At 52.5% G+C, this 16,904-nt stretch carries 13 protein-coding genes; 2 read left to right on the forward strand and 11 right to left on the reverse strand.

Features of this window, described 5'->3' with window-relative positions:
• Nucleotides 1-9: 9 nt before the first annotated feature.
• The 5 genes from glgA to asd form a co-directional block, all read right to left on the reverse strand.
• Nucleotides 10-1,443 (reverse strand): glycogen synthase GlgA, encoded by a 1,434-nt coding sequence (gene glgA, locus QUE34_RS20705; protein WP_001197646.1) that lies wholly within the window; start codon nt 1,441-1,443, stop codon nt 10-12.
• Nucleotides 1,443-2,738, reverse strand: coding sequence for a glucose-1-phosphate adenylyltransferase (gene glgC / locus QUE34_RS20710; protein WP_000253975.1), 1,296 nt, complete (start codon nt 2,736-2,738; stop codon nt 1,443-1,445). Before glgC ends, glgA begins: the two co-directional genes overlap by 1 nt.
• Nucleotides 2,739-2,755: 17 nt before the next feature.
• Nucleotides 2,756-4,729 carry a glycogen debranching protein GlgX gene (gene glgX / locus QUE34_RS20715; RefSeq protein WP_103253582.1) on the reverse strand — a complete coding sequence of 658 codons (1,974 nt, stop codon included), beginning with the start codon at nt 4,727-4,729 and terminating at the stop codon, nt 2,756-2,758.
• Nucleotides 4,726-6,912, reverse strand: a complete 2,187-nt coding sequence (glgB, locus tag QUE34_RS20720; RefSeq protein ID WP_001283722.1) for a 1,4-alpha-glucan branching enzyme — start codon at nt 6,910-6,912, stop codon at nt 4,726-4,728. The genes glgX and glgB overlap by 4 nt, the downstream gene beginning before the upstream one ends.
• A gap of 272 nt (nt 6,913-7,184) precedes the next feature.
• Complete coding sequence (asd, locus tag QUE34_RS20730; protein ID WP_000799956.1) at nt 7,185-8,288, reverse strand: aspartate-semialdehyde dehydrogenase; 1,104 nt, start codon at nt 8,286-8,288, stop codon at nt 7,185-7,187.
• A gap of 192 nt (nt 8,289-8,480) precedes the next feature.
• On the opposite strand from asd, the gene yhgN reads away from it, so the two are divergent.
• Nucleotides 8,481-9,074: an NAAT family transporter YhgN gene (gene yhgN / locus QUE34_RS20735; RefSeq protein ID WP_001002544.1), complete on the forward strand. Its 594-nt coding sequence runs from the start codon at nt 8,481-8,483 to the stop codon at nt 9,072-9,074.
• Between the two features lie 56 nt (nt 9,075-9,130).
• Here yhgN and gntU read toward each other — a convergent pair whose 3' ends face one another.
• From gntU to QUE34_RS20760, 5 genes are all read right to left on the reverse strand, one after another.
• Nucleotides 9,131-10,471 carry a gluconate transporter gene (gntU, locus tag QUE34_RS20740; RefSeq protein ID WP_286338875.1) on the reverse strand — a complete coding sequence of 447 codons (1,341 nt, stop codon included), beginning with the start codon at nt 10,469-10,471 and terminating at the stop codon, nt 9,131-9,133.
• Nucleotides 10,472-10,474: 3 nt separating this feature from the next.
• On the reverse strand, nt 10,475-11,002 hold the full coding sequence (gene gntK / locus QUE34_RS20745) for a gluconokinase (protein ID WP_000108321.1): 528 nt from the start codon (nt 11,000-11,002) through the stop codon (nt 10,475-10,477).
• A 139-nt stretch (nt 11,003-11,141) separates the two neighbouring features.
• Entirely contained in the window at nt 11,142-12,137 is a 996-nt protein-coding gene (gene gntR, locus QUE34_RS20750) for a gluconate operon transcriptional repressor GntR (RefSeq protein WP_286338876.1), read from the reverse strand.
• A 223-nt stretch (nt 12,138-12,360) separates the two neighbouring features.
• Nucleotides 12,361-13,056, reverse strand: a complete 696-nt coding sequence (gene yhhW / locus QUE34_RS20755) for a quercetin 2,3-dioxygenase (RefSeq protein WP_032303938.1) — start codon at nt 13,054-13,056, stop codon at nt 12,361-12,363.
• Nucleotides 13,057-13,178: 122 nt separating this feature from the next.
• On the reverse strand, nt 13,179-14,216 hold the full coding sequence (locus QUE34_RS20760) for an oxidoreductase (protein WP_032303939.1): 1,038 nt from the start codon (nt 14,214-14,216) through the stop codon (nt 13,179-13,181).
• A 333-nt stretch (nt 14,217-14,549) separates the two neighbouring features.
• Between QUE34_RS20760 and yhhY the strand changes: the two genes are divergently transcribed.
• Complete coding sequence (yhhY, locus tag QUE34_RS20765; protein WP_032303940.1) at nt 14,550-15,038, forward strand: N-acetyltransferase; 489 nt, start codon at nt 14,550-14,552, stop codon at nt 15,036-15,038.
• Between the two features lie 49 nt (nt 15,039-15,087).
• On the opposite strand, the gene ggt is transcribed toward yhhY, so the two are convergent.
• Nucleotides 15,088-16,833, reverse strand: a complete 1,746-nt coding sequence (gene ggt, locus QUE34_RS20770) for a gamma-glutamyltransferase (protein ID WP_032303941.1) — start codon at nt 16,831-16,833, stop codon at nt 15,088-15,090.
• Nucleotides 16,834-16,904 lie beyond the last annotated feature (71 nt).

Consider the following 16,904-nt stretch of genomic DNA (forward strand, 5'->3'; position numbering starts at 1 on the left):
TCCTGAAAACTATTTCAAGCGATAGTAAAGCTCACGGTACGACTTCGCCGCGACCTGCCAGCTAAAATCCATTGCCATAGCCTGACGTTGCACAAACCGCCACAGTGAAGGACGGGACCACAGTACAAAAGCACGTCGAATAGCCCGTAACAGCGACCAGGCATTACTATCTTCAAAGACAAACCCACTGGCGACGCCATCTGCAAGGTTCTCAAGAGAACAGTCAGAAACCGTATCAGCAAGCCCACCGGTGCGCCGCACTAACGGCAGCGTACCGTACTTCAATCCATAAAGTTGCGTTAAGCCGCACGGTTCAAAACGGCTGGGCACCAGAATGACGTCCGCGCCGCCCATAATGCGATGCGAAAATGCTTCGTGATAGCCAATCTGAACGCCCACTTGTCCGGGATATTCCGCGGCCGCGGCAAGGAAACCTTCCTGCAACACCGGATCACCCGCGCCGAGTAGCGCCAGCTGTCCGCCCTGCTCCAGAAGGCCTGGTAAGGCTTCCAGCACCAGGTCGAGACCTTTCTGGCTGGTCAGACGGCTCACCACTGCAAAAAGCGGCACTTTATCGTCAACCTTAAGCCCCATTGCGATTTGTAACTGGCGCTTATTCTCCGCTTTATCTTCCAACGTATCGCGGGTGTAACGCGAGGCCAACAGTAAGTCCGTCTCTGGACTCCAGATTTTTTCATCCACGCCGTTTAGTACGCCGGAAAGACGCCCTTCACGGTGACGCTGTTGCAACAGACCTTCCATACCGTAGGCAAACTGCGGTTCGGTGATCTCGCGAGCGTAGGTCGGGCTGACCGCCGTAATATGATCGGCATAGTACAGACCAGCCTTCAGGAAAGAGATTTGTCCGTTGAATTCCAGCCCATGAATATTAAAGAATGACCATGGCAATTGGATGTCATTCATGTGATGTGCATAAAACATGCCTTGATAGGCCAGGTTGTGCACAGTAAACACCGACTTCGCCGGACGCCCGCGCGCCGCCAGATACGCAGGCGCAAGGCCCGCATGCCAGTCGTGCGCATGCACCACATCAGGGCGCCAGAATGGGTCAAGCCCGCTGGCCATTTCTGCCCCAACCCACCCCAACAGCGCAAAACGCAATACGTTGTCAGTGTAGGCAAATAAGTTGGTATCGTGATACGGGCTTCCCGGACGATCATAGAGATGCGGCGCGTCAATCAGGTAAATGCCAACCCCGTTGTAATGGCCGAACAACAGCGTGATATGCCCTGCGAAGGTATCACGGCGAGATACCACCTGCGCATCGGTTACGCCACGGCGAATATCGGGAAATGCAGGCAACAGTACGCGAGCGTCAACGCCGTCTGCGATTTGTGCTGCGGGTAATGCCCCAATAACATCAGCCAGACCGCCGGTTTTAAGCAGCGGGAACATCTCTGAACATACATGTAAAACCTGCATTATCGCTCCTGTTTATGCCCTAACTTCCGTAGCATTTCGCGCGTTACCAGCACGATGCCTTCTTCTGAACGATAGAAACGACGTGCATCTTCCTCTGCGTTTTCACCAATCACCATGCCTTCCGGAATAACACAAGCACGATCAATGACGCAGCGGCGCAGACGGCACGAGCGACCTACCCATACTTCCGGTAACAATACGGCGGAATCAATGTTGCAGAATGAATTCACGCGAACGCGCGAGAACAGAACGGACTGCACCACCACCGAACCGGAGATCACACAACCGCCGGAAACCAGTGAGTTAAGGGTCATCCCGTGGCTACCGGAGCGATCTTGCACGAATTTCGCTGGCGGTAATGATTCATTGTAGGTGCGAATTGGCCAATTGCGATCGTACATATCCAGTTCCGGCACCACTGATGCCAGATCGAGGTTCGCTTTCCAGTAAGCTTCAAGCGTACCCACATCGCGCCAGTACGGCTCGGCATCCGGGTCGGATTGTACGCAAGAGAGCGGGAACGGGTGCGCATAGGCCAGACCGGCTTCGGTGATTTTGGGAATCAAATCTTTACCAAAGTCGTGGCTGGAGTTCTCATCGCGATCGTCTTCTTCCAGCAGTTCATACAGATAGTCGGCGTCAAAGACGTAGATACCCATGCTCGCCAGAGATTTGCTCGGATCGTTCGGCATTGACGGCGGGTTAGCGGGTTTTTCAACGAATTCGATAATTTTATCGTTCTCATCAACCGCCATAACGCCAAATGCGGAGGCTTCTTCAATCGGTACAGGCATACAAGCGACGGTGCAACGTGCGCCTTTTTCGACGTGGTCGATAAGCATACGCGAGTAGTCTTGCTTGTAGATATGGTCGCCCGCCAGGATCACCACATATTCCGCTTTGTAACGGCGAATAATGTCGAGGTTTTGCGTGACCGCATCTGCGGTGCCGCGATACCAGTTTTCCCCTTTCATTCTCTGCTGCGCTGGCAACAGATCGACAAACTCGTTCATTTCTTCATTGAAGAATGACCAGCCGCGCTGAATGTGCTGCACCAGAGTATGGGACTGGTACTGGGTGATCACGCCCATACGACGGATCCCGGAGTTGATGCAGTTAGACAGTGCAAAGTCGATAATGCGGAACTTACCGCCGAAGTGTACGGCCGGTTTTGCTCGCTTATTGGTTAAATCCTTCAGGCGGGTACCACGTCCTCCCGCCAGTATCAGGGCAACAGATTTCAATGGCAGCTGGCGCGCCAACATTAAGTGATCGTTCTTCTCTAAACTAACCATGACTAACTCCTTTTTTATCATCTCTGGAACACACACAATCCGTGTGCAGGTCCCTGCCAGACAGCCGTAATCACTGGGTTATCCTCTCCAGCGAATGGGGGAATGGCGTGCCACTCCCCAGCAGGTAAAACAATCTCTGTTACCTCAAGCGTGGCGTTAATTGCGATCAAAAAGCGATCCGAGAGCAGAATTTGCAGCTGTTTCGGCCCGTTTTGCCACTCATCCGTGCTTAAAGGTTGAGCATATCGATTTAGCCAACGGACATTGCCGTCGCCTTCTTCCCACCAGCGATTCTCCACCAAAGCGGGAATGCGCTTGCGCAGATGGATTAACGCGGCGGTAAATGCGGTTAAACCACTGCTTGCCTGCGACCAGTCCAACCAGGTTAATTGATTATCCTGACAGTAGGCATTGTTATTGCCATGCTGGCTATGACCATGTTCGTCACCGGCCAGTAACATCGGCGTACCCTGGGAGAGCAACAACGTTGTTAACAGGGCGTGAATGCTGTCGCGCCGCCGTTCAACCAGGTCAAGAGTACCGCCTAATCCTTCTTTACCATGATTGTTACTGTGATTGTTGTTGGTCCCGTCGCGATTTTCTTCTCCGTTTGCTTCATTGTGTTTATGGTTGAAGCAAACGCAGTCGCGAAGCGTAAAACCGTCATGCGCGGTGACGAGATTAATCGCGGCACTCGGCAGACGACCATTACGTTTAAAAACATCGCTGGAGGCAGCAAAACGCCCGGCAAACGCCCCCAGAGGCAAATCATAATGCAGCCAGAAACGACGGGCAGCATCACGGAAATGATCGTTCCACTCAGCAAACAATGGCGGGAAATTTCCCACCTGATAACCACCAGGCGCAATATCCCACGGTTCGGCAATTAACTTCACCTGCGAGAGCACCGGGCAGTTCTGAATTGCGGTAAACAACGGCGCATCCTGACGGAACTCAGGCGTACGGCCCATGACTGCCGCCAGATCAAAACGGAAACCATCGACGTGGCAGGTTTCTACCCAATAACGCAGGCAGGCGCTGGCATAATCCACCACCGCCGGATGACTCAAATTGAGCGTGTTGCCACAGCCTGTCCAATTGTGATAATCACCGTCTTCTCTTATCCAATAATAGCTACGGTTGTCGATCCCACGCAGAGAGAATAACGGACCGTCGAGGTCCAGTTCCGCACTATGGTTAAGCACGATATCAAGAATGACTTCGATACCCGCTTTATGCAGTGCTTTGATTGCATCGCGAAACTCATTCAGCGCCGTTTCTGGCGAGCAGGCATACGCCGGATGCAGCGCAAACATCGCTACCGGGTTATAGCCCCAGTAGTTACTTAACCCCATACGTTGCAGGCGTGGTTCGCTGGCAAATTGTGCCACCGGCAGCAACTCCAGCGCAGTAATGCCCAACTGTTTCAAATAGTTGATCATCACCGGATGCCCCAGGGCTTTATAAGTGCCGCGGATATCGACGGGGATCTCCGGGTGCAGATACGTTAATCCTTTGACATGGGCTTCATAAATGATAGTGCTGCCCCACGGCGTGCGCGGCGGGGCATCATCCTCCCAGTCATAGTGATCAACCACCACTACACATTTCGGCGCAATGGCGGCGTTGTCGCGATAGTCAGGTTCATTATGACCTGCGTGCAGCAGCGGGTTATCTTTAAACTCCCCGTCAATTTGCCGCGCGCAAGGATCAATCAACAACTTCGCTGGGTTAAAGCGATGTCCCTCGGCGGGTCGCCAGGGGCCATGAACGCGATAACCATAACGCAAACCCGGGCGCGCATCCGGCAGATAACCGTGCCAAATGTCGCCACTGTGCCCTGGCAAGTCATAGCGATGCTCCTGGCCATTGGCGTCAAAGATACACAGTTCTACCCGCTCGGCATGAGCGGAGAAAAGTGTGAAGTTGACGCCCTGACCGTCGTAATGCGCGCCGAGGGGTGCGGGTTTGCCAATGGCGAGTTGTGTCATTCTGCCTCCCGAACCAGCCAGATAGTGGCCAGCGGTGGTAGCGTCAGGCTCAGTGAATGCTGACGACCATGGCTGGCAATCTCATCGCTGTGAACCGTGCCGCCATTGCCTGCATTACTGCCGTGATAGTGCATGGAATCGGTATTGAGGATCTCACGCCATTTACCCGGCTGGTTAATGCCGAAGCGATAATCATGACGCGGCACTGGAGTAAAGTTACTGGCAACGATGATTTCGTTACCCTCTTTATCGCGACGCACAAAGATCAGCACCGAGCGTTCTTTGTCATCCACCACCAGCCATTCAAAACCGTACGGGTCAAAATCCAGTTCATGCATCGCTTTATGGTGGCGGTAGGTGAGGTTCAGATCGCGCACCAGACGCTGGACACCGTGGTGCCAGTTATCGCCGCCTTCCAACAGATGCCAGTCGAGGCTGGCGTCATGGTTCCACTCACGGCCCTGGGCAAATTCGTTCCCCATGAACAGCAGTTTCTTGCCCGGGAATGCCCACATCCAGCCATAGTAGGCGCGCAAGTTAGCGAATTTCTGCCATGCGTCGCCCGGCATCCGGTCGAGAATCGATTTTTTACCGTGGACCACTTCATCATGCGACAACGGCAGGACGAAGTTTTCAGTGTAGTTATAGAGCATCCCGAAGGTGAGCTTACCGTGATGATACTGACGATAAATCGGGTCGAGCTTCATATAGTCCAGGGTGTCATGCATCCAGCCGAGATTCCACTTGTACCAGAAGCCCAGACCCCCCATGTCCTGCGGACGAGAAACGCCAGGGAAATCGGTAGACTCTTCCGCCATTGTCACCGCACCGGAAACCTGCTCACCAAGAATACGGTTGGTATTACGCAAGAATTCAATCGCTTCAAGATTCTCGCGCCCGCCAAATTCGTTCGGGATCCACTCCCCCTCTTTGCGGCTGTAGTCGCGATAAATCATTGATGCCACAGCATCGACGCGCAGCGCATCAATACCAAAACGTTCGATCCAGTAAAGCGCATTACCGACAAGGAAGTTACTGACTTCACGGCGACCATAGTTGTAGATCAGCGTATTCCAGTCCTGATGGTAGCCTTCGCGCGGATCGCTGTGTTCATACAAGTTCGTGCCATCAAATTCGGCAAGCGCAAAGTCATCGGTCGGGAAGTGGCCTGGTACCCAGTCGAGAATCACGTTCAGACCAGCTGCGTGTGCGGCATCAATGAAATAACGGAAGTCGTCGCGGGTACCAAAACGGCGGGTCGGTGCATACAGGCCGGTTGGCTGATAACCCCAACTGCCATCGAACGGATGCTCGTTAATGGGCAGCAGTTCGAGGTGGGTAAAGCCCATCCATTTAGCATAAGGCACCAGTTGATCGGCCAGCTCGCGGTAGCTCAACCAGAAATTGTTGTCGGTGTGGCGACGCCAGGAGCCCAGGTGAACTTCATAAATAGAGATTGGCGCATCAAACTGATTCGCCTTTTTGCGCTCTTCAGTCTGCACAACCTTTTCCGGCAGCCCGCAAATAAGAGACGCGGTTTCCGGGCGCATTTGCGCTTCGAAGGCATAAGGGTCGGACTTCAGACGCAAGTTGCCATTGGCATCAATCATCTCGTATTTATAGAGCTGACCGTTGTGCGCCCCAGGGATAAACAGTTCCCAGATGCCGCTCTCTTTACGCAGGCGCATCGGGTGACGGCGACCGTCCCAGTAGTTGAATTGACCGACTACCGAGACCCGGCGGGCGTTTGGAGCCCAGACAGAAAAACGCGTACCCGTGACGCCATCCATAGTATCTGCATGCGCGCCTAAGGTTTCATATGGGCGCAGATGCGTACCTTCAGATAATAGCCAGGCATCCATTTCCTGGATTAGCGGACCAAAACGGTAAGGATCATCTATCAGGTTTTGCTGACCATGCCAGACAACAGCCAACTGATAGCGGAAAAAATTCTTACGTCGCGGAATGACACCGCTAAAGAATCCACGGGAGTCGAGACACTCCAGTTTTGCGAGTTTGCGCCCGGTTTTCGGTTCAATCACCCACACATCGGTAGCGTCGGGTAAAAGGGCACGGACTTCCAGTCCCGCGGTGGTTTTATGCATTCCCAGTACAGAAAAAGGATCCGCAAAATGGCCTGCAATTAGCGCGTTAATCACGTCTCTATCGATACGATCGGACATGCTTGTCTTCCTGTTTTATTGTGTCACCCCATCCAACTGAATTTTTGACTTCTGGTTGTGACATTTTTTTGACCTGAACGGCGCAGCACTCTGTGCATCCTCTCTGCGTCGTCCTCACTTCAGGTAAGGCTGTAAATACTCTTGTATTCCGCCACCCTTAAAGAATAGCCAATGCTCTATTTAACTCCCGGTAAATCATGAAACATCTGCGCTTACTCCTGTATTACGCACTAACAGGGGCGGCAACGCGCCCCAGATTTAATGAATAAAGATTACGCCAGTTGACGAAGCATCCGACGCAGCGGCTCCGCGGCCCCCCACAGCAGCTGGTCGCCCACGGTAAAGGCTGACAGGAACTCCGGCCCCATATTCAGCTTACGCAGACGGCCTACCGGCGTGGTCAGCGTGCCGGTAACGGCAGCTGGGGTTAGCTCACGCATAGTGATTTCCCGATCGTTCGGAACGACTTTCGCCCACGGATTGTGCGCAGCCAGTAGTTCTTCCACGGTCGGAATAGACACATCTTTTTTCAATTTAATAGTGAATGCCTGGCTGTGGCAGCGCAATGCCCCGACACGCACACATAAACCATCTACCGGAATTACGGAAGATGTGTTGAGGATCTTGTTGGTTTCCGCCTGCCCTTTCCACTCTTCGCGGCTCTGACCGTTATCGAGCTGTTTGTCGATCCACGGAATCAGGCTACCCGCCAGCGGCACGCCAAAGTTATCCACCGGCAGCTCACCGCTACGGGTTAAAGTTGTGACTTTGCGTTCGATATCGAGAATAGCAGAGGACGGGGTCGCGAGTTCATCTGCCACATGGCCATACAGATGGCCCATCTGGGTTAATAACTCACGCATATGTCGCGCACCACCGCCGGAAGCGGCCTGGTAGGTTGCAACGGACACCCAATCAACAAGATCATTGGCGAATAAACCCCCCAACGACATCAACATCAGGCTTACGGTACAGTTACCGCCAACAAAAGTCCTGATGCCATTATTTAATCCGTCGGTAATGACGTCCTGATTGACGGGGTCAAGAATGATGATGGCGTCATCTTTCATGCGCAGAGATGATGCTGCGTCAATCCAGTAACCTTGCCATCCGCTTTCACGAAGCTTTGGATAGATTTCGTTGGTATAATCGCCGCCCTGACAGGTCACAATGATATCGAGGGCCTTTAGCGCCTCCAGATCAAAGGCATCCTGAAGTGTGCCAGTGGTTCCGCCAAAAGACGGCGCAGCCTGGCCAAGCTGAGAAGTAGAAAAGAAGACAGGGCGAATGGCGTCGAAGTCGCGCTCTTCAACCATGCGTTGCATGAGAACGGAGCCGACCATACCGCGCCAGCCGATAAAACCAACATTTTTCATAAGCGTTTTTTTCCTGCAAAGATGTGTGCTGTATAAATGTGCCGGTCTCCTCGTGGCACATCTTTCACCATACAAAAAGCAGCCAAAGTCGCAAGTGAAATTAATCAATGATAGCGAAGCCATCAGTAATGCGACTTATCCTGCTTTGTTAGCACGCAGAAAGTCCGCGGCAATTATCAGGGAATTTGAGTTATGAATGAAATCATTTCTGCAGCAGTTTTATTGATCCTGATTATGGATCCGCTCGGAAACCTACCTATTTTCATGTCCGTACTGAAACATACTGAACCGAAAAGACGGCGGGCAATCATGGTGCGAGAGTTGCTTATTGCTCTCCTGGTGATGCTGGTGTTCCTGTTTGCGGGTGAGAAAATTCTGGCATTTCTTAGCCTGCGGGCAGAAACCGTCTCCATTTCTGGCGGCATCATTCTGTTTCTGATCGCCATTAAGATGATTTTCCCCAGTGCTTCAGGAAATAGCAGCGGGCTTCCGGCAGGTGAAGAGCCGTTTATCGTGCCGTTGGCAATTCCGTTAGTCGCCGGGCCGACTATTCTCGCCACGCTGATGTTGTTGTCTCATCAGTACCCGAATCAGATGGGGCATCTGGTGATTGCCCTGCTGCTGGCCTGGGGCGGCACCTTTGTCATCCTGCTACAGTCTTCGCTGTTCTTGCGTCTGCTGGGAGAGAAAGGGGTGAACGCGCTGGAACGCCTGATGGGATTGATTCTGGTGATGATGGCAACTCAGATGTTCCTCGACGGCATTCGAATGTGGATGAAGGGGTAACGAGGAGAGTTTTTCGAAAAGAGCCCGGTAGCGTCACAACTACCGGGCGAACAAACTTAACTCAACAGCTGGAACGCAATCATCCCGACGATGGCACCAACGGTGCCGAGGATGGTTTCCATCATGGTCCAGGTTTTCAGCGTTTCGGCTTCGGTCGCGCCGGTAAATTTACCTAACAACCAGAAACCGGCGTCGTTAACGTGGCTGACAACAATCGAACCACCGGCGATACAAATCGACAGCGCCGCCATTTGCGCACCGGAGTAGTTCAGTTGTTCAATAACCGGCATCACCAGTCCCACCGCCGTTAAACAGGCAACGGTGGCAGAACCCTGAATGATACGCACCGCCGCAGCCAGCACAAAGCAGGTGATGGCAATCGGCAGGCCCATGCCGGTTAACGCTTCGCCCAGTGCCGGACCTACGCCAGAGTCAACCAGCACCTGTTTGAACACGCCGCCTGCACCAATCACCAGCAGAATGATCCCCGCCGGTTGCAGCGCGTGACCACAAATCTCCATCACTTTGTCTTTCGGCATACCCTGACGCATCGCCAGGCCGTAAATTGCTACCAGGCAAGCGACCAGAATTGCGGTAAACGGATGACCGATAAACTCGAACCATTCGTAAGCGGTAGAGCCTTCCGGCACAAAACGCGCGGCAATGGTTTTCAGCCCCACCAGCACCAGCGGCAGCAGGATCAGCGACAGGCTGAATCCGAAGGACGGCATTTTGCCTTCGCCGAGATGCGGTTCGCTGATATCGTCAGGAATATGCAGCTCCACGTAGCGGCTGATGAAATTACCCCACAGCGGCCCGGCAATAATCATTCCCGGGATTGCCGCACACAGGCCAATCAGGATCATCCAGCCAAAGTCAGCGTTCATCTGCGATGCCAATAGCATTGGCGCAGGCCCCGGCACCAGGAACGCCGCCGCTGCCGCCACGCCTGCGAATAATGGGATTACCAGTTTCACCAGGTTCGTACCGGTGTGGCGCGCCATTGAGAAAGCAACGCTAATCAACAGGACAATCGCCACTTCAAAGAACAGCGGTAGCGCACAGACCAGACCCGCAAGGCCAATGGCATAATGCGCACGACTGTGACCGAAGGATTTGAGCATTTTGACGGCAATCTGATCGACTGCGCCGGTTTCATGTAAGATCTTGCCAAACATGGCTCCCAGGGCGACAACTACCGCCAGGAAGCCGAGGGTGCCTCCCATCCCTTTTTCCATCGTCGCTGCGATTTTATCGAGCGGCATGCCGGAAAAAAGGCCAGCCCCCATAGACACCACCATCAAAGCCAGGAAAGCGTGCATACGCGCCTTCATGACTAAAAACAGCAGCAGTAAAACAGACCCTACTGCTGTTAAAACAAGCGTTAATGTAGTCACTACTTATTTGCCTTTATTAATAACCTCAATGGTGCTTGCCACAACACCTTCCAGCGGTTGATCGATATCCACCACCAGTACATCGGTTTCGTCCGCACCCGGCTCCTGCAGCGTTTCAAACTGCGTCACCAGCATTTGGGTTTTAAAGAAATGGCCTTTGCGCGCTTTCAGACGGCTTTCAATTACATCAAAATCGCCTTTCAGGTAGATGAAAGAGAGATTCGGATTACCTTCACGCAGCAGGTCGCGATAGTGCTTTTTCAGTGCAGAACAGACGATCAGCGACACTTTATTGGTGCGCTGCATGGCAAACGCGGCGTCGTTAAGCGCCTGTAACCACGGTTTGCGATCGTCGTCGTTCAGCGGTTCGCCAGACGCCATTTTTTCGATATTGCAGCGCGGATGGAGGAAATCGCCATCAAGAAACGCGGCATGAAGTTGATGCGCCACTTCACTGGCGACTGCAGATTTGCCGCTGCCCGATACGCCCATCAAGACGTAAATGTGGTGATCATGGTTAGTCGTGCTCAAAGTGGTGCCCCCACAATACAAGAATCAGAAAATGTTACGGGTAACTGTTATCGGTAACATTGTCCAGCCGGACAAAAACAGAAGCAATATCCATCCGTGCCTTAAGTGTATAAGTGTGAGCTACTTCAAATTTGTGAGCTTAAATAGATCCGCCTGGTGACAAGGTGAAACCTAAATCTAACATTTTCGGTGTCACAGATTCGCCACGAATACGCGCCAGCAGGCGCTCAGCGCCAATGCTGCCCATCCGCTCACGCGGCGTCAGCACGCTCGCCAGCCGTGGCTCCATCACCTGACCAATGTCATGACCGTGGAAACCGGCAATCGCCATATCGTCAGGAACTTTCAGCCCCAGACGCTGACATTCAAACGCCGCGCCGACCGCCAGGTCATCATTAGTACAAAATACGCCATCCAGCTGCGGATATTCCCGCCGCGCCTGGCGAATCAGTTCAATACCGGAAGAGTAAGAAGAAGATTGCTCGACCATCACGCTATACGGCACCAGGCCTGCATCCAGCATCGCCTGCTCATATCCCTTCTGTTTGATGATAGTACGTTCGTCGAGGCGTGCGCCGAGATAGGCAATGTGACGATGCCCGCGAGCAATAATGGCGGTGGTCATCTGGCGTGCCGCTTCAAAGTTATCAAAACCGACGGCGATATCGAGACACGGCGACTTACTGTCCATCAGCTCCACCACCGGAATACCCGCTACTTCAATCATTTTTAAGGTGCGGGGCGTGTGGGTACGTTCGGTGAGAATAAGTCCGTCGATATTCCAGGAAAGCATTGATTCGAGGCGTTCTTGCTCCATTTCCGGTTTATAACCGTAGTGCGCCAGCATCGTCTGATAACCGTGTGCGTCGGTGACGCTTTCGATACCGCGTAATACTTCAGCGAAAACCTGGTTAGTGAGTGAAGGTAACAGGACGCCAATCGCCCGGCTGGTGGCGTTAGAGAGGATATCGGGTGCGCGATTGGGAATATAACCCAGTTCATCAAGAGCGGCGGCAATCTTGCCACGTAGATCGACGGAAACCTGCTCCGGGTTGCGTAAAAAACGGCTGACCGTCATTTTGGTCACGCCAACACGGTCAGCCACATCCTGAAGTACGGGTCTTTTCTTTTTCATCGTCCTGAAGGTACAAAAGAGATAGATTCTCTTAGTTTAACACGGACGCATCAGAACCTTCCCGGAGAAAACAGTGCTTGTTTATAATTATTAGATATACACTAAATCAATTGCATCGCATTGTGCTAAAGACGCGACAAAACCCCGGTCGCGTACATTAGCACGAGACCGGGGCGAGCGATGAAGCCCGCAAAAAGGCAGGCTTCAAAAATGCCGTTAAGTTTTAAACCGGAGGCAGATCGAACAGTAACACTTCGCTGTCGCTGTCAGCGTGGATGGAGATTGCCTGCTCATCCCAGATTGCCAGACCATCGCTGATCGAAGCTTTTACGCCGTTAATGGTGACATTACCTTTCACCACCTGGATCCAGACGCGGCGTTCAGCGGCAATCTGATGCACCGACTGCTCATCTTTCAGCAGCGCCCAGCGGTACAGTTCCATATCCTGATACACTTTCAATGAACCATCTCGCGCATCCGGCGAGAGCACCAGCTGTTTACCCTGTACGGCATCAAAGCGACGCTGTTCATAACGCGGCGTAATACCATTTTCTTCTGGCATGATCCAGATCTGATACAGGTGCAGACGCTCAGTGCTGCTTGGGTTGTACTCTGAGTGACGAATACCCGTACCCGCACTCATAATCTGGAACTCGCCCGCCGGAACCTGCTCTTTATTGCCCATGCTGTCCTGGTGCTCAACAGTACCTTCCAGCACGTAGGTCAAAATTTCCATATCTTTATGCGGGTGAGTGCCGAAGCCCTGCCCTGCTTCAATCACGTCGTCGTTAATCACGCGCAGCGCGGAGAAGCCCATAAAGTTCGGGTCGTAATAGTTGGCAAAAGAGAAAGTATGCCAGGAGTCCAGCCAGCCATGATTTGCATGACCACGTTCATTTGCTTTGCGTAAGTAGATCATTTGTATTCGCCCCCTGAATGATTTCGATGGGCTTAGTGTGGACCCGATCCGCCTGGGATGATAGAGGGTGAAAATTGACCCCTCTGTTCAAAAAAATTGAACTATTCGAGAGGTCATCAAACTTACTTCGCAAGAGTCACTGTGGAGGGAGAGGCTTGCTCAAAACCGCGTTCAAGGATTTCCAGATTGGTAAGAACTTCAGATTCCTTGACGTAATTTGGTGCACCGTTGGTGATGGTTTGGTACAACGCATCATAAACGCGTCCGTAATCGCCCATCTCCGGCTTCATCTCTTCTCTGACCGTAACGCCCTCGTCATTGACATACTCCAGCACACCGACCGAATCATCCGCTGCGAATCCCGGTTCGCCGGGCATAATGTTAGCCTTCAGGCTGGTTTCCTGCTGGTCGATACCGTATTTAATAAACGAACCTTTCTTCCCATGAACGATAAATTTCGGATAATCGATTTTCACCAGATGGCTGGTTTTGACGATGGCTTTTAGATCGCCATAAAATAGCTGCGCTTCAAAGGTGTCGTCAGGATTGGCTTTATTACGCAGGCTGCGGATGTCATAAGCGACGTGATCCGGGCGACCGAACAGCGAGATAATCTGGTCCATCGTATGCACACCAAGGCCATAGAACGCGCCATCCTGCGGCAGTCCAGGTTTGGTTTCTGCCACTGGGCGGTAATAGTCAAAATGGCTTTCCACTTCAACAATCTCTCCCAGCTTGCCGCTTTCAATCGCTTTTTTCGCCGTCAGAAAACAGGAATCAAAGCGACGATTCTGATACGGCGTGACGGTCAGCCCTTTACTTTTCGCCAGCGCAAACAGCTCTTTCGCCTGCGCAAGTGTCGGGGTGAACGGTTTTTCGACCAGCACATTTTTCCCGGCTTCCAGCGCGCGCTTCGCGTACTCGAAGTGGCTGTCCGCGTGGGTGCAGACGACAATCAACTTAACGTCAGGATCGTTTAGCACTTCGTCGAGATCGCTGGTGAAATGAATATGGGAATAAATGGGAGCCTGTTCTTCCGGCTTCGCATGGCGGCGAAAAATATGCGCGACATGCCAGCTATCCTTGCGGTTAAGTACATACGGTAAATGGTAACGGGTCGTGCTTTTACCAAAGCCAATAAAGGCGCAGTTGATGACCATGATTTCGTCCTTTTTAAGGTGGTTAGTTACACCTTAGCGCAAAGCGGACGTGGTTCCTACAGGAGTGCGCATAACAAACACAAGCACTTCCCGTGGATAAATTGAGAACGAAAGGTCAAAAAAAAAGCCAGCACCCGGCTGGCTAAGTAATACTGGAAGCAATGTGAGCAATGTCGTGCTTTCAGGTTCTCCGCGAGGGTCTTCCTGATCGCGAGACAATAATAATCATTCTCATTCGCACTTGTCCAACACTTTTTGCAAAAAAATGCATTTGACTCGCATTTGAAAGTCAATGATGTTGAAAGGGACATTTACCCCAAAGAGGACAAAGGAATGAGTGAGATAGTAATACGCCACGCAGAAACACGGGATTACGAGGCCATCAGGCAAATTCACGCCCAACCGGAGGTGTATTACAACACGCTACAGGTGCCTCATCCGTCAGAGCCAATGTGGCAGGAGCGACTCGCCGATCGTCCCGGCATCAAGCAACTCGTCGCCTGTATTGATGGAGACGTCGTGGGTCATCTCACTATTGACGTACAGCAACGCCCACGCCGCAGTCATGTTGCCGACTTTGGTATCTGTGTCGACTCCCGCTGGAAGAACCGCGGCGTCGCCAGCGCCCTGATGCGAGAGATGATTGAAATGTGCGACAACTGGTTGCGGGTAGATCGTATTGAACTAACGGTGTTCGTTGATAACGCGCCAGCAATTAAGGTCTATAAAAAATTCGGCTTTGAAATTGAAGGGACTGGCAAGAAGTACGCATTACGAAACGGTGAATATGTCGATGCGTATTATATGGCGCGGGTGAAATAGAGAATTTGTAATCTAAAAGCCCTCACCTACCGGGAGAGGGCTTAAGATATTAATACCCGGCCGTTAAATCATCTACCGAACGTGGGTCGGAAGCGCCGTATAACTCACCGTCCGGCCCAACCATAATACTTTGCGTACTGCCCATCGCCTCTTTTAGCGCCACTTTCTGACCTTTTGCTTCCAGCAGCTTGAGCGTATCCGGGCTAAATCCTTTCTCGACACGCAGCTCGTCCGGCAACCACTGATGGTGGAAACGCGGCGCATTGGTCGCTTCGGCGACATTCATGCCATAATCGATGCTGTTCACCACCATTTGCAGCACAGTGGTGATAATCCGGCTACCGCCTGGGCTTCCGGTGACCAGCCAGGTTTTACCATCCTTGACCACAATGGTTGGTGACATCGACGACAGCGGGCGTTTATTCGGCCCGACGGCGTTGGCATCGCCGCCCACCAGCCCGTAAACGTTCGGTACGCCCGGTTTGGCGGAGAAATCATCCATCTGGTTATTGAGCAAAATACCGCTCTCGCCCGCGACAATGCCCGTACCGAAGGTGGTGTTCAGCGTATAGGTCACCGCCACGGCGTTACCGTCTTTATCCACCACTGAGTAATGGGTAGTTTGATTACTCTCATAAGGCGCAAGCTTGCCAGGACGAATTTCGCTGGATGGCTTCGCTTTATTGATATCGATTTGATCGGCAATAGATTTGGCATAGGCTTTATTGGTCAGCGCCTGCCACGGTACTTTGACAAAATCCGGGTCGCCAAGATATTCCGAGCGATCGGCGTAGGCATGTTTCTCCGCTTCTGCCATGATTTGCATCGCGTCGGCGCTGCCAAAGCCGTATTTCTGCATATCGAAGTTTTCCAGAATATTGAGGATCTGCACGATATGAATCCCGCCGGAGGATGGCGGTGGCATGGAGTAAACCTGATACCCGCGATAATCGCCACTTATTGGTGTACGTTCGACCGCTTTATAGGCCGCTAAATCTTCTTTAGTGATCAAGCCACCGTTTTTCTGCATCTCCAGGGCGATCTGTTCCGCTATCGTGCCTTTGTAGAATTCATCCGGGCCGTTTTCGGCAATCATCTCCAGACTCTTTGCCAGATTCGTCTGTGCCAGCTTGTCGCCCTTTTTCAGCGGTTCGCCCTCTTTCCAGAAGATAGCTTTGCTGTTTTCGTGATTTGGTAGCACTTCACTGCCGTAGGTTTTGAGATCGTCTGCCAGCGCATCGTTAACGATAAAACCATCGCGTGCCAGTTTAAACGCGGGCTGCACAACTTTGTTCAGCGGCATGGTGCCGTATTTCTCCAGCGCCAACGAGAAGCCCGCTACCGTACCGGGTGTGCCAGAAGCAAGATGCGAAGTGAGAGATTTTTTGCTGTCCGGGTTGCCCTGATCATCAAGGAACATATCGCGGGTCGCTTTGGCGGGTGCCATTTCGCGGAAATCGATGGCGGTGGTATTGCCATCTTTAGTGCGGATCAGCATAAAACCGCCGCCGCCCAGATTCCCTGCCTGCGGATGCGTTACCGCCAGCGCGTAGCCCACTGCCACGGCAGCATCAACGGCATTCCCGCCCTGCTTAAGGATATCTACCCCCACCTGAGTGGCAGTGGCGTCCACAGATGCTACCATCCCCTGCTTCGCGCGTACCGGATGGAAGACATCCTCCTCCACGCCATACGAGACTGGCGGCGGCGCAGGTGGCGCGGCGACAGCACTAAAACAACTTCCTGTGAGCAGAGCAGCAATAGCCACCCGGCGTAAAAACGTCGGTTTTATCATCGTTATACTCCAGAGATTAAGGGGCAACCCCAGCTAAGCCTGGTATATAACTCTGAATTAATCCTGATGAT

The sequence above is a fragment of the Escherichia sp. KS167_9B genome (assembly GCF_030295215.1).
GTDB classification, from domain to species: domain Bacteria; phylum Pseudomonadota; class Gammaproteobacteria; order Enterobacterales; family Enterobacteriaceae; genus Escherichia; species Escherichia coli_F.